Genomic DNA, 21,045 nt, shown 5'->3' on the forward strand with positions numbered 1-21,045 from the left:
CTGGCTCGCCGACGTCCTCGCCCGACTGCCCGCCTATCCGGCCCATCGGATCGATGATTTGCTGCCGTGGAATTGGAGATCCGCACAACTGCGGACCCAACCAGCGGCGGCCTGATCATGCAGCGCAATAAGGTGCATCACGTCTACACCGTCGATCGTGTCGCCAGGGACCTCGGCGTCAGCGAAGCGCTCATCCAGGAACTGACCCTCGGTCTCGAGCCCGAGGACGGCGTCATCTGGGTCTACGGGGCCAACGATGACGACGGGATCTTGGCCTTCACCGATGAAGGCATCGAGGAGGTCGAACTCCTCCTCGAAGAATATCTCGCGTCTCCCCAAAGAAAGCTTGACCCCAGCACTCCGGTGCTCAGGTTCTCCTGGCTGCCGGATGCGCACGTCTGCGGTCTTCACCGGATGCGTACGCCCAAGCGCCGCCTTCATAGCTTCATCGACCAGCCTGTCGACGTCGTTGTCGAAGGCTCCAGGCGGCAGCGATCCTGTCGATTGTCCAAAATGGCGTCGATAACCCGCCAGCCGCATCGTCGAATTCCGGAGGTCCCCTTCCGGACGGCGGAAAGCGGAAATGCCATCTATCAATTCTCATAGCCCAAGACCTCTCACCAGGTTGCGGGTCACGTCTCGGTTCGGTGTTGACGCACCATCGGGGGCCGCTTGCGTTCATGCCGCTGCGTGAACGGCCGTAACCGATCGGGATCCGAGACAGATCTCAAATGAAAGAAGCCGAGCCGACAGGGTTAATTTGTTGCGATGTCCTCTGGTTCACCTACCAGCCCGGATATCGGTCCCAGAAGGTTTCGGTTTCATAGCGACCTTCGATGATAGCCGCGAAGTCCCTCGCCAACGTCTCGATCACATCGCCAAGCTCCACACGTTCCACCCACGCCGTCGGTAGTGATCGGGGTCCATGCAAAGCCCCCACGACGTTTCCCGCTATCGCGCCAGTCGAGTCGGAATCGCCGCTATGGTTGACCGCCGCGATGATCGCCTCCCGAGGGCCTTCAGCGGCGAGCGCGCAAAGAACGGCGATCGCGAGCGCCTCTTCTGCAACCCAGCCCTCGCCAAGCTCGGACAGCCGATCGCGCCAATCTGTCGCACTGCTTAGTTGCGCCGCGTGCCGGAGCGCGTCCTGGACCTCGCGGGCGTCGTGTTCGCTCTGCAGGATCGATAGTGCCTGCTCGACGGCATGCGGAAGTGGCTCTCCTTGCGCCACAAAGGCAATGATCGCCGCGAGCGCTCCGGATGAAAAGGCAGCGGAGGGATGCCCATGCGTGGTTCTTGCTGTCTCCATCGCGAGACTCAAAGCGTGGTGCGGGTTATCGACTGCGAAAAAGCCGAAGGACGCGTCCCGCGTGACCGTCCCGCAGCCTTTGCTGTTGTTATTCGCGGCGCTGCCGAATGACCTGCTTTCCCGAAGTGCAGACAGACAAGTATTTCCAGGTGCCCTTCGCGTCCAAAGCCTCTTCTCGCGGATCAGCCAGCCGTCGAGTTCGTCGTCGGATGAGAGTTGCTCGAATGGCTGATCCTGTGTGACGAGCCAGCGCTTGTAAGCATGATGCACGACAGCCGGCGGATGTCCGATACCCTTCTCAGACATTCGAATGGCAGCCCTAATCAACCCGTCGACCGTAAAAAGGGTCATCTGCGTGTCGTCAGTGATCGCACCAGTGACGCCGTAGGCTGCATCGAAGTCCAAGATTCCCTGCGAGCCATATCGAGCGGTAATCTCCTCCAGCTTGAGAAATTCTACGGGAGCGCCAAGAGCGTCTCCGCACGCGCCTCCCAACAGGCAGCCATAGATGTGGTCATGCAGCGTCAATGACATCTCCTGCGTCTGATATGGATATGCGGGTGTGTAGCTTTCCGCACGGATAAGTCTGGAACGATGATGCGATGCTACGCGCCTTCCGGAGGTGCAGTTTATGCAAGGGCGCCAGAACATCGATACGACTCATGCTTTGATCTTAATGGATTCATTGAATTGCTTGGATGAAATTTGAACAGTCGGGGGAGCTGAGTGGCGCATCCGCATGGGCGGCTCTGAGCGCTGCACCTCATAGGGCGCGACTGCGGTGTTCAACGCCGCCAATGCGACAATCTGACTGAAATTGGCTGTTGCACGTGCGTACTATTGCCGCGATATCCGCAGCCAAACTCATAAGCAGCCGGAGAAAGAATTATGGCCGATACCGCATTCTCGAAGGCTCTCGTCACGATCGACTGGGAGGAAGAAAAGCTTCTCGTGTTGCGCTGCCCCATCACGGGTGAAGTCGTCGCTGCAGGATACGATCCGGCGACCGGGGAGTTTGGTTACGGAGAGCACGTTCCAGAGTGGGAAAACATCCCCACGGTTCTGTTTCACTACACGCCCGAGACGGGCGAGTTCGACTTCATCCGGCCGCAGCTGAAGGAAGAGATCGACAGGAAGCGCCAAGAACTGGAAGCGGCCGATGGCGACGAGGAGTTCGACGATTTCGATGTCCTGCAGGAACACCTGCAGTCCATCGGGAAGGTTTCGCTCGTTTTTTGCATCGAAACCCACGGCATCGCAACGGGGCCGCTGACCTCAACGGTTTATGTTGGTCTCGATCTGGCGGCGGCCTCGGCGTAGTGCATACCGGAGATCAGGACGCTGCCCGAGGCTGTGCTGATCCTTCCGGTGATCGCCGTTGTATCGCCAAGCCGCGCGAGTTTATCCTCCATCCCGTCAACCGGATTCGGTTCAGGTCTGCGGCGAGCGCCTTGTGCGCATCTTCCGGGAATAGGTTTTCCTGAGCCAATGCAAGTGACGACATTGGTCGCCGCTACTTTGTTTTCGGGCGCGCCGGTGTTGAACGAACCTGGGCATCAGTTGCTACCGATGATCCGCAGGCGCATGGCACGGGTTTCCAGGAGATATGTCTCGACGCCGGCGAGCAGGTGCAGACCCCCCTCGCCAATCGCTTGGCGGGAAAGACCGGGCTGTACAATGCGAACGTCATATTCGAAGCGATGGTCCTGCCAGCCGGCTTTGAGCTTCTTGATCATGGCCGCCGAACCCCGCTCGATCCGCGAGCTGAGCCCCCTGTCGCGCCGCATCTGTTCGCGCTTCAGCATGTGCTGGAGCATCCGGTTGGGCCGATCACGCCACCTGGCCGATTTCTGAGCTTGTCCGCACACCTCGTAGAGGTCGTTGAGCCGAGCACCGGGCGTTGCGGCGCTCGAATATTTGCAATGAAACAAGGTCACAGACACGACGCTGTCGGTGATGCGCAATGCGACCACATCGGCGATTTCACCTTTTCCATCGTCGTCGAAGATGACGTCATAGGGATCGGTGTCGGCCAACAAGGTTTCGATGACGAGCCGCTGGACCGAATCGGCCCGCTTCGCGACGCCTTGCGCTTCGGCGCGGATGTTGGTTTTCGACCAGTCCCACACTCCGATCTTCTCGGGCGGATAGGGCTGGACCGTCTCGCCTTCCGGCAGGGCATAGAGGTGGCTGTAGATCAGCAGGGAGCCGTCACCAAAGTCGATCTGGGGCGCATCATCGGCGAAGGACTCCGAAAGCATCTGGATCTTGCTGCCGACCTTGATCGTCGCCTTGGGGCCGTTGCGCTGGGGGTAGCGCGCTCCGCCATCGGCAAAGACGATCTCGAACTCGGCGGACTGGTCTTCGCTTCGCACGGCAAAGCGCAGTGGCCCCGTTCGCGCATTGTCGACCAGTTCGATGTCGCATTCGGTGAACAGGACTTGCTTGTCGCCAAAGGTGATTTCGATGCGGTCTTCGATCTGCGTCAGAAGCGATTCCGGCCAATGAATCGCCACGGGCGGGACCGCCGGGCGATCACTGATCTGGCGCGGTCGCATAGCGCTCTTGAACACACCGTCGGTGGTGATGCCAGGATCACTCACGGCGCGGCCGACATCCTGACACCAGTCGACCCAATCGGTGAGATCACGCACTTTGGAGATCGACCAGAACTTGCCTTTAGCCGAGCAGCCTCGCGAGGCCGGCGCGCCGTCGAGAAACCCGGTGGCGAAGACGTTGTTCTTGATCCGTGACTGGGATTTGGCGCTATCCAGCCCGTCGGCCACATCGACGCCCATGTACATGGAATAGCGAACGCCGCGGCCCTGATGGTGAGTGAGGCCGAGGTTGCGCAGGATCAGGCGTTTGAAGCCGTGCAGGCTGCGGAAGACATCTTCGCCCTCGACGCGGCGGGCCGTCTCGCCGCAAACGGCGTTGGCCAGGCGGTCGAACGGTCCCTTGGCCGAACTGCTGATATAAAGCAGGCCGCTTGCCTGGTCCCAATGCAGCATATGCAGGTCCCACGTCACGTTGATGGCGTGCTGGGCCGTCGTCCAGCGGGCCTGCTCCTCCGCCCGGGTGACGAAGATCGCCACGCGCTGGTGCGGATTGATTTTCATGCCGAGGTAGAAGCCGGGGTCGTAGAGATCTTCGGCTTGGAAGGGATCCCAGCTCTCGCAGGAGGTCCGGTACACGACCGCATTCATCTTCGGCTCAAGGGTTTGCAACGGGATATCGTCGAGATCGCCGGTGAAGCCCTTGAACATCTCGGCACGCCGGACTTGGCGCTCGATCTTGGCGGAGCTCAGCGCCTCGACCAACGCGTTCCAATCGGCGTCTTCGGCATAGAGCTTCGCCAGCGATCGATCGATGTCATCAATGCCGGTATTGGCGATGACGGTCGCATCGCCCAAGGTCGGGTCTTGCCGGGTGAAGCGGCCAACAAATTGGATCGTGACAGCGATGCTCTTGTGGTGGTCGTGCAGAGCCGCGATTTTTAGCTCGGGGAGATCGAACCCTTCACCCAGCATGTCGACACAGACGATGATCCGGCTCTCGAACCGTCGAAGCGCGGCAAGGTTTTCGCGTCTCTCCCGCAGCGGCTGCTGGCTGTGGACGATGACTGGGCGATGTTCCGGATAGGTCTCGGTGTAGAGCCGATGCAGGTGCCTTGCGCGTTCGATCGTACTGCAACGCGCCATTGCGAGGTGATTGAGGCCAGCCGCGAGATCCTCGGCAAGGACTTCGCCAAGCTTTTCGGCGATCGCCAGGTCGGCGTCAGGTCGATCAAGTCCGAAGACGGCCTCGAACCGGATCGGTTTGAAAAAGCCTTCTTCCTGCGCCTTCTTCAGGGGGTAGGTATAGATGAACTCCCCGTCCACGCGCCGCCCGTCCTCGCGAAACGGGGTGGCGGTGAACTGGACGATCGGGATCGGCGGTTTGCGATCGACGAAGAGACCGCGAAATTCCGACCATGTCCGGGCGCCGATATGGTGGGCCTCATCGATGAACAGTGCGGCGGCTCGCGCCGCCATCTGTTCTTGAACCTGGGGGTCTGCCCGCCCCGCGATGTGCATGGTGGTGACGATGACGTTGGCCGTGTCGAAGATCTGATCGACCTCGGCAACAGACGAGGGAATGTGCGCAAGACGGGTCACCACGGGATAGTGGGCTGATGCGTCCAGACATGCTTGGCTCTTGAGGACGCCGAAGGTCTCGAATTTCCCGGCGATCTGTTCGCGAAGGGCGTCGGTTGGAACCACGACCAGCAACCGGTCAAATTGCTGGCGAGCATTCAGGGCAAGCATGGTCTCGGTCTTGCCCGTGCCGGTCGGCATGACGATGGTCGCGGGCTCGGTCGAGCGCGTCGCGTGCGCGAGGGCCGCGTGGAGCGCGCCGATCTGGGGTCGCCTCAGTCCGGGGACGGCCGGCTTGCCGTCCACGGCCGCCCGGCCTTCGCGCAGATGGAAGGCGTCAACCCAGGACACGGTAACGGCCGCAAGCCGGGCCGTCATATCTGGAACGCTTACCAGAGCGGGATTGATAGGCGTAGGACGGAGCCAACGCCCTTCTCCACGCTCCAGCGCTTCCTTGATCTCCTTTGGACGCTGGGCGTCGGGTACGAGCAGGATGAGGTCAGCATCCAGCTTAGTCGCCGTCTTTCCGCTGAGTATGATGAGGGTCTGGCCGTTTGACAGCGTCGTTTCAAATCCACCGACACGCCGAACCGTGAAAGGCTTGAGCCGACACATGGCTTGTATCGACGGCACCGCCTGCTGGCGCGTCGTGCTGTCCAAGACTTTGCCCTCGACGGCCATTCGCGCCGGGAGGAGCAGCGACACCTCCTCGGTGAAGAGGTCGTCCTGCCCGGGAGCGGTGGCGTCTGTTCGCGCGTGCATCAATCCTCCCCGGCGCCTGCCGCCTACGCCGCGACCGCGGCGACTGGCGAAGGCGTAACCGAGAGGATTTCGCCCGACGTCACGAGGACGATCAGCCCCCGTTCGGTCCCGGTCATATTCAGATAATTCCGGACCTGAGCGCGGTAGTGCTCGATGATCTCTGGGCTTGGCTGAACATCGCTCTTCCAGTCGATGACGACCCGCGGTTTTCCATCAGTCCCAAAGCTGATGGCGTCCGCGATGCCTGCGGTCGCCTGTTCAAGGTCGTCGACAAACGCCGAGGCATAGACCGGAAACTCTGGCGCAAGGGTCGGCCGAAGCTCGGCGATCTCCGGCAAAGCGAGCGTGCGGGCGACGCTGCCCGCGAGCTCGGCGGGCGAAAGACCTTGAGCGGGATCATCAGCCGCCGGCCTGCCAATCGCGGTAATGAGCACCTGGGCGCGTTCGCTCAGAGACGCCACATCGTCAGGGGTTTCGCCGGTCAGAACCTCCTCGAGAAGCTTGTGCAGGATGAGACCGCGTTCGCGTCCGCCCTGGACGCTGGCGGGCGCGGCTTCGTCATGAGGTTGACCCGCGTCGCTTGCCGCCCAGATTTCTGCCGCTTCGGGGGTCACAACTGGCCCCGTGCAGGTTTCGTCGCGGCTCGGTGCCAGCCAAGTCAGGCGACGATGGCGGTCTGCGATGGCAGCCGCTTCCGCCGCAAAGATTTCCCGTGTCTGCAAGTTGCTCTGGCCGGCAGCTGCTGCTCCCATGTCCGGCGGGAGATGTGATAGATCGAGAGGCGGAAGCTCGGCGAGCGAGAGATCGAGCAGGGAAATCCAGGCCGATTTCGACGGCGCGGCGTCAAGCCGAGGCAGGACAAGGAGCTCGCGCGCCCGGGTGGCCGCGACATACCAGAGCCGGATGCGCTCGCGGTCGAGCTCGGCCTTCTCCCCGTCGCGGGCGTCGTCATACCCGACCGGTCGGACGCCAAAGACTGGGCAATAGAAGATGTCGTTGTCGCGATCGGTCACGGCGATTTCCGGCGCCATGATGCCGGTCATCGTATTGACCGGCACGACGATCGGCCATTCCAGGCCTTTGGCCGCGTGCATGGTGTAGAGGGCGATGGCTTCTTCCTGAGCGTCGGGCCGTCCCTCGACGGCGCGCGATTCGTCGGTCCAGGCCGCCGTCATGGTCTCGGCAAAGGCGCGAAGGCCCCGAACCGCAAAGGCGGAGGTCAGGCTCAGATAGAGATCGACGTTGGCGAGTGCGCGTTCCGCCTGTCCCCGGTGCCGTTCGAGCAGGATCGGGCGTACCCGCATCACATCGACCGCTTGCGACAGGAGGTCATGCGGCGTGGTGCTGTTGGTTCGGCGGTAGAGTGCTTGCAGCTTCTCGATGGTCGTACGGGCAAGCTTGTGTTCGATGCCGCTGGCATCGACACCGAGATCGAGCCGGGGCAGCGCGTCCGGATAGTCCTCGGAGCGCGGCAGCGACCAGATGATGTCGAGAAGCTCTTCCTCGGTTAGGCCGACGAGCGGACCGCGCAGCAGTGCGCCCAAAGCGAGGGTGTCGCGCCGATCGGCGAGGACGCGGGTCAGGGCGATGAGGTCCTGGATTTCCTGGCGGCGAAACAGTCCCTTGCCCGCCTGAGTCGCGACCGGAATGCCGTGCCGTTCCAGCGCCTCTTCATAGCGCCACAGATCGCTGCCGGTAGGCGCGAGCAAGGCGATGTCGCCCGGCCGGCAGACCCGGCTGGCGCCGCTTCGGCGATCGAGGATCATCTCGCTGCCGATCAGGCGGGCGCACATTTCGGCGACCGCTTCGGCTTCGGCGTCACGCTGCTGTTCGGCCGTGGCCTTGCCGTTCTCGTCGGCGACCGCGACATCCAGGGCTGCGACACACAGCGCCTCTCCGCGATCGGCGTGGAACGGGTCGAGCGCGGTGAAGCCCGGCTGGCCTTCGCTCGACAGCAACGTCTCGAAGCGCTCGTTCACATAAGTGAGAATGGGAGCGCAGGAGCGAAAGTTGGTCGAGATCGACAGGACACTGTCCGGGTTCTGGGCGAGAAACGCATCCCGCGCCCGCACATAGGCGCTGACATCAGCGCCACGGAAACGATAGATTGCCTGCTTGGGATCGCCGACCAGGAACAGTGCGCCGGGACGGATTCGAAAAGCCGACCAGTCGGCGGTCGAACCATCTGCGGGCGGTTCGCCGCAGAGACGCCAGAAGATCTCGGTCTGCAGCGGGTCGGTGTCTTGAAACTCATCGACAAGAACATGGGCGAAACGCGCCGCCAGCGCGCGGCGAACATCATCATGATCACGCAGCAAGCCGCGCGCGGCGAAGATCAGGTCGTCGAAATCGAGCAGAGCAGCCGAACGCTTGTGGTCGCGGAAGCGGTGCAGCACCGGCTGCAGCTGGGCGATCAGATCGGCGAGCACGCGGCTGGCGACATTCTGTAGCATGGTCTGCCATGCCTCGCAGCAAGCCGCATAGTGGCCTTCGGCCGCCGTGTTGAGGCGCTCGCCATCAGCCTTGGCCAAGCCCTCGCGCTTGGCCGCGTCGACCCATTTGCCCTTCCTCTTGAATGCGGAGAAGGCCCCGCTCTTGGTGCAAAGATCGCGGTGCGGCTGGCATACCAGCAGGCGGACCAGCCCGGCCGGCGTTTCGGCGACCGGAGCGTTATCAAGGGCCTGCGCCATTTCGGCGAACCGCGAGGCGATCGTTGCCGTTTCTTCCTCGACCGCAGGCGCGGTACGGATGAACTCGGCGAAGGAGTCGGCCGCGGCGAGGAAGGCCTGAAAGTGCGGCGCCAGCCGGGTGACCGCCGGGGCGGACACCGTTCGACGGCGACGCAGGTTCGCGACGATCTTGTGGATCAGCCCGACGGTCTCACCGGGATTCTGAAGCACCATTTCGGCGATGATACCGCCTTCGCCACCTGAGAGTTGCTCCCGCAGCCAGACCTCGACGATCTCAATGAAGGCGAGGTCGGCCTGGTTGCGATCCATCACACTGGCACCCGGATCGATATCAGCCTCGACCGGATAGGGCTTGATCAGGCGCTGGCAGAAGCCGTGGATGGTCGAGCAGGTAATCTCGTCGATTGCGGCGCTCGCCGTCGCGAGATGGGCTTTTTGAGTGTCTGACAGACCGCCGAGCAAGGCGATCCGCAGTTCGGGCGGAATTTGTCCGGCGGAGAGGTCGCTGACGAAGTCGCGCACCCGGATCAGAAGCTCGCTGGCCGCCAGTTCCGTGAACGTCACCGCCGCGATGGATTTGGGCGCGATGCCTTCGGCCAGCATGAGCGCGATGCGACCGGCCATGACAGCCGTTTTGCCGGACCCGGCGCCAGCCTCGACCAGGATCGAGCGATCATGCACGCGGATCGCGTTGCAGCGGGCGGCGTCATCGCGAAGGTCTTTCGTTACAACGGTCATTACTGCGCCTCCCAGACTTGCGCGGCGTCGCCAAACAATTCGGTCGCGGCCGAAAGCTTGCGTTTGCAATAGGTGGCGCCCGCGTTCGCCGGCAGCGCAAAAAGCCAGGTCGTCGTAGGTTCCGCCGGTATCCGGTCCGATGAGCGCGTTGCCGGCTGTCAGATTGGCTCGCGCCGCCTTCAGATATCCGGTGATCTCGACCAGAGTGGCTTCGGGATCGTCGAGTTGCAGATCGATCTGGTCGCGCGGGTAGAGCAGGGACGCGCTGATCGAGACATCCGCACCCAGCAACGCCTTCACGGCGAAGGCGTAGAGGCAGCGTTGCAATTCCCGGCCACCATCCAGGCCGATGTTGTCCTTGGGTGGCCTGCCGGTCTTGTAGTCGCGGACCAGGACGCGCTTGCCATCGCCTGAAATGTCGAGACGATCGATGTAGCCGGCAATGCGAAACCCGGCGTCGGGGATTTCGACGGCCGTTGCCGAATCCCACGGGCTGTCGGCATCCGATTTGACGCTAAGCCCGCCAAACGCCACTTCCCCATAGGACCGGCCGTCCGGCAGATGCTCATCACCATAGGTGAGCGCGCGGCTCGTGAGCAGGCGCGCTTCATCCAGCGTCCGGCGCCAGATAACAGCGGGAGGGACGGCGCGTTCGCTTTCCCAGACACCCGCGACCTCGAGGGCGGCGTTCTGCACCGCCGCTACAATCTGGTATTCGTCGGCCTTGGCGAGGCCACCTGCCGCTTCCAACTTTTGGAGCGCGAGGTCGAGCGTCATGTGGACGAGGTCGCCCATGCCGAGCGCATCGAGAACCAGGGGGTCGGTCCCGCTCTCGGGCATCCGCAAGTGCATCCCATATTTCCAGAGGAAGCCGAGGGGGCTTCGCAGAAGGAGCTTGAGCGAACTGGCCGACTGGGTTCGGGCCAGGATGGCCAGCAGGAGAGGATGGTTCGCCCGAACCAGGCCGTCGTGCGGCGTAATCTCCTTGCGGTGCCAGTTGCGCCAGCAGGTCGTCGCGCTGATCGCCTGCGATTCATGTGCAAACTCTTGCGGCCGCGCCGTCAGCCGGTCGGTTTCGCTGAAAGCGTGGAGCGGGACCGCATTGCGGCGGATGTAGGTCTCGCCGGCATGATCGCCAAGCAGGGAACTGCGCCCGAGGAGCCTGCCTTCGCTGTCGCGGCGAGACCGCGACAGAATGATCTGGCGCTCGGTCGTCGCGAGAATGGTCTCGAAATCCCGCCGGTCGGCCGCGCCGACCGGAAGCGGATCAAGCTCGACGGTCGGAATGATGTGGTCGGAGATCAGGCGATCTTCCGAAATGCCGCGCGGCCAACGCGCCGAGTTGAGGCCGACGAGCCGAACGAACCGGCGCGGCGACGCAGCCAATGCGCTGGCCGGCATCCAGGCGACGGAGACGCAGGCCTCCAGACCGTCATCCTGTTTCAAGGTTTCGAGGGTCGCATCGAGCGATCCGGAGGGACCGGCCAACAGCGCCTTGCGCCAGATCGCCAGCGCTCGGCCATCGAGAAGCGCAGCGCCGATTTCTTCGGCTGCGGTGTGGCCCTTGGCGAGGAGCGCAACGATGCCGCGCAGCGTCGCGGCATGATCCTGCGCGTCGGGCCAGTCAGCCGGCGTCAAGCGAACGAGCAAGCGGGTCCAGGCGGCGGCAGAAGCCAGCGGTGCGTCCGACGGAAGGATACGCATCCAACCCGGGGGCAAGCTCTGGAACGGCCCTGCTGCCGATCCGCAAAGTCCAGCCAGGCGGCGCATTCGGGTCTGCGACAGGCCTCGGATGAGGATGTCGGCGAGCGCCGCGGCGGCTTGGCCGTCCCGCGTTGTCGTGACTTTGATCCCGTGAACGAAGTGAAGATCGAGATTGGCGTCGGCGCGAAGTGAGAGGAAATGGTCGTCATATTCGGCCGTCGAGGCGCCTGCGATGGCGATGTCAGCCGGGGCGGCTTCCCCGGAGGCCAACAGGCTGCGGGCCCAGCGGACAGCTTCGATGGCCTCATGATAGGCCGTGGCCGCGCTGACGGCGCTGATGGCGGGCGTTTGAGGGCCTGTCCGGCTGACGGCCACGCCCGTTGCTTCGAGCCAAGCGGGTGTGGAACGCGGACCCGCTGTCCATGTCACTGCGGTATGGGCGGTCAGTGCCTGAAGCAGGGGACGCCAACAGGGCGACAACTCGGTGATCCCGATGATCTCGACCAGGCCGAGCACGGCCTTGGCATGACCAAGGCGCAGACTGGCCGCGGCGACGAGATCGACCGGGCGCATCATCCCTGGCGGCAGTTGCGCCAGCACCGCGGTTTCAAGCCGCGCGATGGAGTCGAGGGGGGGATGGTCCGCTGCGCGCGCGGCCAGGTCGATCCCCGCGCGCCAGACCTTGTGAAGGGTGTCGGCCGATGCGTCGACCATACCGGGAAGCAGCTTGATGCTTTCCAGTTCGCCGAGCGGGGTGGACGGCAAGACCGCCTGGATCGCGGTGCGCAAACTCTCATCGTCGATCGGCCTGGCGAACCCGCCAGCGAGGCGAACCGCCAATTGTTCGAACGACATAATCTGCAGGCCATGTTGGCGACGCCGCGCGGCGTCGAGGCGAATCTCGCGCGCCGCGATTCGGCCATGGGCGACGATGGTCCGTCGATCTGACATGCTCATGGCCGATCTTCCCCTGTTGCCGGTCATGGTTCCGCTTGACGCGACTCCATGATGAGGATAGAAATTACACAGGTATCATAGATATGTCCATATACTTTTTATATGGATGCGGAGAAACTGGATGACGGAAGCTGTGGCGGGATTGAAGTGGGGCGTGGAGCGCCGCCTCGAATTCATCGAGTTCCGGCTCCTGTGGGAAGGTGGCGTCAATCGGTCCGATATCATTAACTCTTTCGGAGTTTCCGTCCCGCAGGCATCGAAGGATCTGACGCTCTATCAAGAGCGAGCCCCCGGAAATGTAGCGTATGACAAGAGCGCCAAGCGCTACATTGCGGCCGATGGATTCAAGCCGCAGTTCCTCAATCCCGATCCGGATGCATTCCTGTCTAGGTTACAGGCCGTCGTTGAAGGAGCGGACTGGCAACGGGACTCATGGATATCAGCAGCACCGGATGCAGACGTCGCCCTGACGCCGAAGCGTGATGTCGACGGTGATGTGTTGAGGGCGGTTTTGAACGCCATCCGAAATCAGCGTTCAATCGAGGTCATGTATCAATCGATGAACCCCCAGCGCCCCGATCCGAAATGGCGGCGCATAACGCCACACGCTTTCGGCTATGACGGATTTCGGTGGCACGCCCGTGCCTTCTGTCATCTGGAGGAAACGTTTAAGGACTTCCTCCTGCCGCGCATCCTGAAATCACGTGGCGAGGATGAGCCCGGTGCGTCGGGTGAGGCCGATCACTTCTGGCACGAATACTATCCGTTGGAAATCGCGCCCCATCCTGCGCTTACGAGTTCGCAGCAGGAAGTCGTGGCCAAGGATTACGGCATGAAAGGGCGCAAATGTGTTCTTCGGGTCCGCGTCGCGATGCTCTTTTATGTCATGAAAAGACTCGGGCTCTTGAATGACGCTGTCAACGAAGATCCAAGAAGACAACACATCGTCCTGTTGAACGAGGCCGATGCAAAGCGAGTTTTGGCACTCGCAAATTCTGGTCGTATCGTCGAGGAGCTGCGGCGGGGCGGGAGACGGCCGGATGACCAGGCTTGAAGACATTCGCGGTGGCGCCCTCGTGCGCGGGATTGCTCCGGGCCGAGGCGTCCAAATCGTATCGGTGGACTGGATGGGCGATCAGGCGATCAATGTCGTCTTCCGCGATCCGGAAGGCACCGTCGCCGAAAGCACGCTGTACAGGGACGACGAGCACGGCCTGGAGCTGGATGAGCGCGGACGAGCTTGGTCATTCGACGCGGATGGTGGCCAGTTGCGTCTGGTGACGGAGGCAAATCGCATCAAACTCGCCCACTACTTCGATCCCTATCTTGCCATTCACACCAGTCTCATCGATCCGCTGCCGCACCAAATTTCTGCTGTCTACGGCGAAATGCTACCGCGCCAACCCCTGCGGTTCTTGCTGGCCGATGATCCCGGTGCGGGGAAGACCATCATGGCCGGGCTGCTCATCAAGGAATTGATCGCACGCAGCGATCTCGAGCGCTGTCTCGTGGTTGCCCCTGGCAGCCTAGTCGAGCAATGGCAGGACGAGTTGGGCGAAAAGTTCAATCTTGAGTTCGACATTCTTACCCGGGACATGATCGAGAACTCCCGGTCCGGGAATCCTTTCGAAGATCGCAACAGGCTGATCGTTCGCCTCGACGTGCTCGCCCGCAATGAAGACCTGCAGGAGAAACTGACGAAGGCGACCGAGTGGGACCTCATCATCTGTGATGAAGCCCATCGGATGTCGGCGACCTATTTTGGCGGCGAGGTCAAATACACGAAAAGATATCAGATCGGACAAAAGCTCGGTGAACTGTGCCGGCATTTTCTCCTGATGTCGGCCACACCACATAACGGAAAGGAAGAGGACTTCCAGCTCTTCATGGCGCTCCTCGACGGCGATCGGTTCGAAGGCCGGTTCCGCGACGGCGTGCATTTTGCCGACACGGGCGACATGATGAGGCGGTTGACCAAGGAAGAACTCCTTCGCTTTGACGGCCGTCCTCTGTTCCCGGAGCGGCGCGCCCGAACAGTCAAATACGAGCTTTCGGCGGGCGAGACCGCACTTTACTCGGCCGTGACCGAGTATGTCCGGACCGAGATGAACCGCGTGCAGCGCTTTGCTGACGATGGGAGGAAACGCAACAATGTAGGCTTCGCGCTCCAAATCCTGCAGCGACGGCTCGCTTCGTCACCCGCCGCGATCTACCAATCATTGAAGCGTCGGCGGGAGCGATTGGAGAGCGATCTCGCCGAAGCCCGCCTGACCTCGAAGGGGCGCGGCGGAGGAATCGCAAGCATTGAAGGGAACGGCGACACCCTCCGAAACCTGGAGGAGCTTAGCCAGGAGGAGATAGACGAATTCGAGGATCTGATTTCCACCGGCGCGACCACGGCAGAAACGGTCGAGCAACTCAGGATGGAGGTCGGCACGCTCAAGAAGCTGGAGCAGATGGCGCTGTCCGTCGTCCAGTCCGGCGTCGACACGAAATGGTCGCAGCTCAATCGAATCCTTGACGATGACCTGATGACGGATGCCGCTGGCAACCGCCGCAAGTTGATCATCTTTACCGAGCCCAAGGACACCCTCCACTATCTTGCCGACAAGATCCGCGGACGCCTGGGCAATCCAGAGGCAGTCGAAGTGATCCACGGTGGCGTCTCTCGCGACGAGCGTAGAAAGGTCATCGAAAGGTTCATGCAGGATCGTGACCTGCTGGTTCTGGTTGCCAACGATGCGGCCGGCGAAGGTGTGAACCTTCAGCGCGGTCATCTGATGGTCAATTACGACCTGCCGTGGAATCCCAACAAGATCGAGCAGCGCTTCGGCCGAATTCACCGCATCGGCCAGACAGAAGTCTGCCATCTCTGGAATCTCGTTGCGGCGGGTACGCGCGAGGGCGAAGTTTATGGCCGACTCTTGGAAAAGCTGGAGGCTGCTCGCGAGGCCCTTGGCGGTAGGGTCTATGACGTGCTTGGCGAATTGTTCGAAGGTGTTGCGCTGAAAGACCTCCTCTTCGAGGCCATCCAATATGGCGAGCAGGACGATGTGAAGGCGCGGCTGTTCAGGCAGGTCGACGGCGCCGTCGATCAAAAGCATCTTCTCGAACTGCTGCAGCGTCGGGCTTTGACCAACGACACAATGCCCGAGGCGCAGGTTCACGAACTTCGACTGGAGATGGAACGCGCGGGCGCTCAGCGCCTGCAGCCGCATCATATCCAGAGCTTCTTCATCGAAGCCTTCCAGCGGCTCGGGGGCCAGATCAGGAAGCGCGAGGAAGCGCGTTTCGAGATTACTCATGTCCCACTTCGTGTACGCGAGCGTGATCGCCAGATCGGCATGGGCGCTCCGCTCCAGAAGAAATATGAGCGTATCTGTTTCGAAAAGGGGCGGATCAATCAGCAGCCGGTCGCCAGCTTCGTGTGCCCAGGACACCCGCTGTTGGAGGCAGTCATTTCACTGATCCGCGAAGAGTATGACCATGTCCTGAAGCAAGGCGCCGTACTCATCGACGAGACTGACGATAGCCAGGACGTAACGGCTGTCTTCCTGCTGGAACACAGTGTGCAGGACGGACGCCAGACAAGTCTCGGTAAGCCGCATATCGTGTCGCAGAAACTCCAGTTCACCGCCGTTCGTAAGGACGGGGAAGCGCACGATGCAGGCATCGCACCACATCTGAACCTACGTCCCGCCTCGGCGGAGGAATTGGCGTTGGTGAAGGATGCGCTCGAGCAGGACTGGTTGAGTTCGGACCTTGAAAAGACCGCGCTTCGATTCGCCACCGTGGACATGGCGCAGCGCCACGTCGGCGAGGTGAAGGCACGACGGCTTCCGGAGATCGCCAAAGTCGAGCAGGAAGTGAAGGCCCGGCTGGCGAAGGAGATCAACTACTGGGACAACCGGGCCGCGGAATTGCGCGAGGAAGAGCGGGCTGGAAAGAAGACACGGCTGAACTGGCAGAATGCCCAGCGCCGCGCCGAGGATCTCGCCGAGCGACGCAAGCGTCGGGAAGCTCTGTTGGAGCAGGAAAAGTTCATCAGCTCACAGCCGCCAAGGATTCGCGGTGGCATGGTGGTCATCCCGCGCGGGCTGCTGGCGTCGCTGCAGCCGGCGTCGGGTGTGGGCAAGGGCTTTTCCGAAGACCCAGTCGCCCGCCGCGAGATCGAGATCGCAGCGATGAACGCCGTGATGGTCGCCGAACGCGCGCTCGGTAACGAGCCGGATGATGTATCCGCGCAGAAGCTTGGGTACGACATCGCCTCGCGCGGCGCAAACCATATGCGGTTCATCGAAGTAAAGGGACGGATCGACGGTGCCGACAATGTCATGATTACGCGGCAGGAGGTAATCACCTCGCTGCACGAGCCCGAGAAATTCATCCTGGCCGTCGTGCAGATCGAAGCAGGATTCGCGCGCGAGCCGATCTACGTACGCAGACCTTTCAGCCAGGAGCCTGAATTCGGCATCACCGCAATCCAGGTCGATCTGAAGAAATTGCTTGAGAGCGGGGAAAGACCATCGTGAATGTCACCAAGGGGCTGATCATTGACGATCCCTGGATCGGCTACATCCTGGATGGATCCAAGACTTGGGAGATGCGGTCCAGGACGTGGGGACACCGTGGCTGGATCGGACTGATCCGGAAGGGAACTGGAGCGGTATGGGCTGTGGCCCGTCTGGTGGACGTGGGCGCCCCGTTGTCGCAGGAGGAAATGATTGCGACCTTTGACAAGCACCGAATCCCTCCTGACATGATCCGCAGCGGCGCCGTCGGGAAGTGGACCACGCCGTGGGAGCTGGCTGATGTCCGCAAGCTCTCGTCGCCTGTTCCGTATCGTCACAAGTCTGGCGCTGTGAGCCAAGTGGTCCTGGACGCTGAGACGTCGGATGGGATCGCCCGCCAGTTGGCAGACCTTTCTGTAGACGCTGTGAAACCTCAGCCAGGCAGCACGGCTGCTGCCGGGAACCGGGTTTCGAAGTCGAACGCGCCTGTTCAACCTGCTCCCGCACCGAAAACAAAGTTTCCGGCCAGTGCGACTGCTCCTAAGTTCCACAATGGCGGTGGTCGGCTGATTGGCGAATGCGAGGTCACCGATGGTGCACTGAAGAATAGCTATATCCGGCTGACCAAGTTGATGGACAAGTTTCCACGGGATGCAATCGGTGGTAGCAACGACTCGGAAACCGCAAGTCGCGAATTGATTGTGGACTGGGGCGGGCCGGAGCTGGTTCGAACTGACCTCGACGGACAGAAAAAATTCTTTCGCCGTAGGGGTTGGGTTGGCGACTTCTACAAGCTCAATCGAGCCAAAGCTGGTGACAAGGTGCGGATCGAAGAGGCAGCGGCCTACCGATATTGCATCAGCCTAGTAAGGTAGCTGGCAGGGGGAATTTCATGACCGTCACGGGAGATTTTGCCATCCTGGCGCCGGTGCCCTTGGAGCACCTGCAATCAGGAAAAGGTATCGCCGAGAAGGAAGGGTTCGTCGCTTTCGGCTCAAGGAAATGGGAGCTGTTCCGGAATGTAGAAGAAATGCGCGGCGGCACACCCGTGCGCGTGCTGATCTATCCCTCTGATGAGCACCTGCCGGCCAAGGTTTCGTTCAAGGTCTGTTGGGGCGGATGGTATATCGGCTGCGAGGAGAGCAACAGCGGTAAGCACCCGCTCGGCATGGCCCATCGTCCGCCCACGACCGAACAGTACGCCGCCGACAACCAAGGCTATTGGGTAGTGTTCTGGCACGTAAAGGGCCTCTTCGAACTGCCGAAGGCGCAGCATTTGCCGATCTCGGCCATCAAGACCATCAAGGGCGGCTGGCGGAAGAACGCTCCGCCACGGGGGCCGGAACTGGTCGCCGTGCCCTCAATCATTCAATTTCCGGTACAGCCATGATCTCCCCCAAAAAGAAACTCATCGAAGTCGCGATTCCGCTGGAGAAGATCAACGAGGCGTCGGTGCGGGAGAAATCGATCCGTCACGGCCATCCCTCGACCCTGCATCTATGGTGGGCAAGGCGCCCATTAGCGGCGTGCCGGGCGGTGCTATTCGCTCAACTCGTGGACGATCCGTCGAGCCATCCGGAAACGTTCACGACGCCGGAAGCTGTCGAGGCCGAGCGCAAGCGGCTGTTCGACATCATCGAGGAGCTGGTTATCTGGGAAAACAGCACCAACGAGGAGGTGCTGGAGCGCGCTCGGGCTGAAATACGCAAGAGCTGTGGCGGCGAGCTGCCGCCTGTCTATGATCCGTTCTCCGGCGGAGGTTCGATCCCTGTGGAAGCTCAGCGGCTAGGCCTTCCAGCCTATGGCAGCGATCTCAATCCCGTCGCGGTGATGATCGGCAAGGCGATGATCGAGATTCCACCGAAGTTCAAGGACATGTCGCCGGTCCATCCGGGCGGCAAGGAGCGCAACCACTACCGCAACGCCGAGGGGCTGGCGGAGGATGTGCGCTATTACGGCGAATGGATGCGCGAGAAGGCATTCGAGCGGATCGGCCACCTCTATCCACAGGTCGACCTGCCGAAGGAATACGGAGGGGGAAAGGCCACCGTGATCGCCTGGATCTGGGCCCGGACGGTACCGAGTCCAGATCCCGCTTTTGCGGATGTGCAGGTACCGATCGCGTCAAGCTTTCTGCTTTCAAGCAAGAAGGGCCAAGAAACGTGGATTGAACCAATTATAGATAGGGCAAAAAAGACGATTTCGTACAGAATTCGCAAGGGCGGCACGGCTGCTGAACTAGAGAAGGCAGCTAAGGGAACCAAGGCCGGTCGCGGAGCAAATTTCGTCTGTCTTATGTCCGGCGCAGCCATCACCATGAACCATGTAAGGGCAGCCGCGAAGTCCTCTCCATTGCCGGCCACCTTGATTGCTGTCGTCGCGGAGGGAAGTAAGGGGCGGATATATGTGGCGCCTGATGACAATCAATACGAAGTAGCGCGGTCTGCGGTCCCGAAGTCGCGACCCGAAATGCGTATATCTCCTGATCGTCGTGCATTTACCCCCCCGGACTACGGTATGCATTCCTTCGGCGACCTCTTCACAGATCGCCAGCTAGTAGCACTAAACACTTTCAGTGAACTGTTGCATCAAGTGCGCGTCAAAATTGTAAAGGACTCGCAAACTGCAATGGCCAGTTCGGAGGAAATTCCCCTTCGCGACGGCGGCAACGGCGCGAAAGCTTATTCTGAAGCGGTAAGTGTATATTTAAGTCTTGGAGTTAGCCGCCTGTCCGATATCCAGAATTCGCTATGCCGATGGGAGTCGTCCAAAACTCAGGTGCGAAATCTCTTCGGTCGCCAGGCGATCCCGATGCTATGGGATTTCGGGGAAAATAATCTTTTTAATGAAGCTGCGGGAGACTTTCGCACAAGTCTCAGAAGCATCATAAAAGTAATCGAGCGTTTTATCCCTTCAGGGTTTGGATCTGCGTTAAATCAAGATGCTCAAACAATGACATACTTGCCCGGATCTGTGATATCCACAGATCCTCCATACTACGACAACATAGGATACTCAGACCTCTCTGATTTCTTTTTTTGCTGGCTGAAGCCCTCCTTGAAGGAGGTCTATCCAGATCTTTTTAGCATGCTCGCAACACCGAAGCGCGAGGAGCTCGTGGCTACACCCTATCGGCATCGCAGCAAGGATGCTGCCGAGGCATTCTTCATGGACGGTATGCGGGATGCGATCAGTAGAATGGCCTCTGGCGCATCAGATACATATCCTGCGGCGATTTATTACGCCTTCAAACAGAGTGAAATTCAGGACGAAGGCATCAGCTCAACAGGTTGGGCAACTTTCCTTCAAGCCGTTATCGAAGCGGGATATGCCGTGGTCGGCACTTGGCCACTTCGAACTGAACTCGCAAATCGAATGCGCGCCTCCGGCTCAAACGCCCTTGCCAACTCGGTAGTGCTTGTCTGTCGAAAAAAGCGAACTGACGCAGGAATCATCTCCCGCGCCGAGTTCGTCCGAGAACTGAAACGCGAGCTACCTGAGGCGCTGCGTGAACTGCTTGCAGCGAACATCGCACCGTCGGACATTCCACAGGCTTCCATCGGTCCCGGGATGGGCATTTTCAGCCGGCATTCGGCAGTGCTCGAACGCGACGACACGCGGATGAGCGTGAAGTCCGCGCTTCAGCTTATTAACCGCGAGGTCGACGAATATCTGAGCGATGTAGTCGGCGAGTTTGATGCTGATACGCGCCTCGCCATCACCTGGTTCGAGCAGTTCGGAATGGGCCCCGGACCCTATGGCACGGCCGACAACATTGCCCGCGGTCGCGGCGTCTCGGTCGAGAGCGGCAAACACGCCGGCATTCTGGAGAGCTCGGCTGGTAAGGTGCGAATCCGCAAACGCGAGGAATTGCAGGAGGAGTGGGACCCTGCTGAAGACAAGCACCTCACGGTCTGGGAGTGCTGCCAGCATGTCGTCCATGCGCTGGAGACGGGTGGCGAAAACGACGCCGCGGTGCTGATCCGAGCGATCGGTCCGGCCATGGCCGAGAGTGTCAAGGACCTCGCCTACTGCCTCTATAACATTTGCGAAAAGCGCAAGGACGCCAAGGAGGCGACTTCCTACAACGCGCTGATCGCCGTGTGGTCGGATCTGACGCGGCTTGCCGCGAGTTCCGAAACTGCGAAGCGTGGTGGGCAATATTCGATGGCCGTCTAGCTGCCCGTCAGGACCGGGCAGCTCCTGATACGGCTTCGACATGATGATTGCTAGGGGCA

11 protein-coding genes and 1 pseudogene are annotated in these 21,045 nt (G+C 61.1%); 8 read left to right on the forward strand and 4 right to left on the reverse strand.

Features of this window, described 5'->3' with window-relative positions; all coding sequences use genetic code 11:
• Both NKJ12_RS27875 and NKJ12_RS27880 read left to right on the forward strand, forming a co-directional pair.
• Positions 1–115 (forward strand): transposase domain-containing protein (locus tag NKJ12_RS27875; protein ID WP_352706564.1); only part of this gene is annotated, 115 nt, incomplete at its 5' end.
• Positions 67–606: a hypothetical protein gene (locus NKJ12_RS27880; RefSeq protein WP_352706497.1), complete on the forward strand. Its 540-nt coding sequence runs from the start codon at positions 67–69 to the stop codon at positions 604–606. The genes NKJ12_RS27875 and NKJ12_RS27880, both read left to right, overlap by 49 nt.
• 178 nt (positions 607–784) lie before the next feature.
• Here NKJ12_RS27880 and NKJ12_RS27885 read toward each other — a convergent pair whose 3' ends face one another.
• Positions 785–1,837 carry an ADP-ribosylglycohydrolase family protein gene (locus tag NKJ12_RS27885; protein ID WP_352706499.1) on the reverse strand — a complete coding sequence of 351 codons (1,053 nt, stop codon included), beginning with the start codon at positions 1,835–1,837 and terminating at the stop codon, positions 785–787.
• A gap of 360 nt (positions 1,838–2,197) precedes the next feature.
• Between NKJ12_RS27885 and NKJ12_RS27890 the strand changes: the two genes are divergently transcribed.
• Complete coding sequence (locus NKJ12_RS27890) at positions 2,198–2,629, forward strand: hypothetical protein (RefSeq protein ID WP_352706501.1); 432 nt, start codon at positions 2,198–2,200, stop codon at positions 2,627–2,629.
• Between the two features lie 236 nt (positions 2,630–2,865).
• Here NKJ12_RS27890 and NKJ12_RS27895 read toward each other — a convergent pair whose 3' ends face one another.
• The 3 genes and pseudogenes from NKJ12_RS27895 to NKJ12_RS27905 all read right to left on the reverse strand — a co-directional run bounded on the left by NKJ12_RS27895 (position 2,866) and on the right by NKJ12_RS27905 (position 12,296).
• Entirely contained in the window at positions 2,866–6,207 is a 3,342-nt protein-coding gene (locus NKJ12_RS27895; RefSeq protein ID WP_352706503.1) for a DEAD/DEAH box helicase, read from the reverse strand.
• A gap of 23 nt (positions 6,208–6,230) precedes the next feature.
• Positions 6,231–9,635, reverse strand: coding sequence for a UvrD-helicase domain-containing protein (locus tag NKJ12_RS27900; protein WP_352706506.1), 3,405 nt, complete (start codon positions 9,633–9,635; stop codon positions 6,231–6,233).
• Positions 9,635–12,296 (reverse strand): annotated as a pseudogene (locus tag NKJ12_RS27905) (PD-(D/E)XK nuclease family protein). The gene NKJ12_RS27900 and the pseudogene NKJ12_RS27905 overlap by 1 nt, the downstream one beginning before the upstream one ends.
• A 121-nt stretch (positions 12,297–12,417) precedes the next feature.
• Between NKJ12_RS27905 and NKJ12_RS27910 the strand changes: the two are divergent.
• The 5 genes from NKJ12_RS27910 to NKJ12_RS27930 are packed head-to-tail and all read left to right on the forward strand — an operon-like array spanning position 12,418 to position 20,986.
• Positions 12,418–13,350, forward strand: coding sequence for a WYL domain-containing transcriptional regulator (locus tag NKJ12_RS27910; protein WP_352706507.1), 933 nt, complete (start codon positions 12,418–12,420; stop codon positions 13,348–13,350).
• On the forward strand, positions 13,337–16,828 hold the full coding sequence (locus tag NKJ12_RS27915) for a DUF8742 domain-containing protein (protein WP_352706509.1): 3,492 nt from the start codon (positions 13,337–13,339) through the stop codon (positions 16,826–16,828). The genes NKJ12_RS27910 and NKJ12_RS27915 overlap by 14 nt, the downstream gene beginning before the upstream one ends.
• The gene (locus tag NKJ12_RS27920) at positions 16,825–17,682 is read left to right on the forward strand and encodes an ASCH domain-containing protein (RefSeq protein ID WP_352706511.1); all 858 of its coding nucleotides are present in this window, start codon (positions 16,825–16,827) and stop codon (positions 17,680–17,682) included. The genes NKJ12_RS27915 and NKJ12_RS27920 overlap by 4 nt, the downstream gene beginning before the upstream one ends.
• Positions 17,683–17,699: 17 nt before the next feature.
• The gene (locus tag NKJ12_RS27925; RefSeq protein WP_352706514.1) at positions 17,700–18,197 is read left to right on the forward strand and encodes a hypothetical protein; all 498 of its coding nucleotides are present in this window, start codon (positions 17,700–17,702) and stop codon (positions 18,195–18,197) included.
• On the forward strand, positions 18,194–20,986 hold the full coding sequence (locus tag NKJ12_RS27930; RefSeq protein ID WP_352706516.1) for a DUF1156 domain-containing protein: 2,793 nt from the start codon (positions 18,194–18,196) through the stop codon (positions 20,984–20,986). The genes NKJ12_RS27925 and NKJ12_RS27930 overlap by 4 nt, the downstream gene beginning before the upstream one ends.
• Positions 20,987–21,045: the final 59 nt, after the last annotated feature.

The sequence above is a fragment of the Mesorhizobium sp. M0195 genome (assembly GCF_040322115.1).
Classification (GTDB): domain Bacteria; phylum Pseudomonadota; class Alphaproteobacteria; order Rhizobiales; family Rhizobiaceae; genus Mesorhizobium.

Bases quoted from the DNA above. Each gene is read 5' to 3' on its own strand.
- NKJ12_RS27890 (WP_352706501.1), top strand. From the start codon at position 2,198: ATGGCCGATACCGCATTCTCGAAGGCTCTCGTCACGATCGACTGGGAG.
- NKJ12_RS27895 (WP_352706503.1), bottom strand. From the start codon at position 6,207: ATGCACGCGCGAACAGACGCCACCGCTCCCGGGCAGGACGACCTCTTC.
- NKJ12_RS27900 (WP_352706506.1), bottom strand. From the start codon at position 9,635: ATGACCGTTGTAACGAAAGACCTTCGCGATGACGCCGCCCGCTGCAAC.
- NKJ12_RS27910 (WP_352706507.1), top strand. From the start codon at position 12,418: ATGACGGAAGCTGTGGCGGGATTGAAGTGGGGCGTGGAGCGCCGCCTC.
- NKJ12_RS27915 (WP_352706509.1), top strand. From the start codon at position 13,337: ATGACCAGGCTTGAAGACATTCGCGGTGGCGCCCTCGTGCGCGGGATT.
- NKJ12_RS27925 (WP_352706514.1), top strand. From the start codon at position 17,700: ATGACCGTCACGGGAGATTTTGCCATCCTGGCGCCGGTGCCCTTGGAG.
- NKJ12_RS27930 (WP_352706516.1), top strand. From the start codon at position 18,194: ATGATCTCCCCCAAAAAGAAACTCATCGAAGTCGCGATTCCGCTGGAG.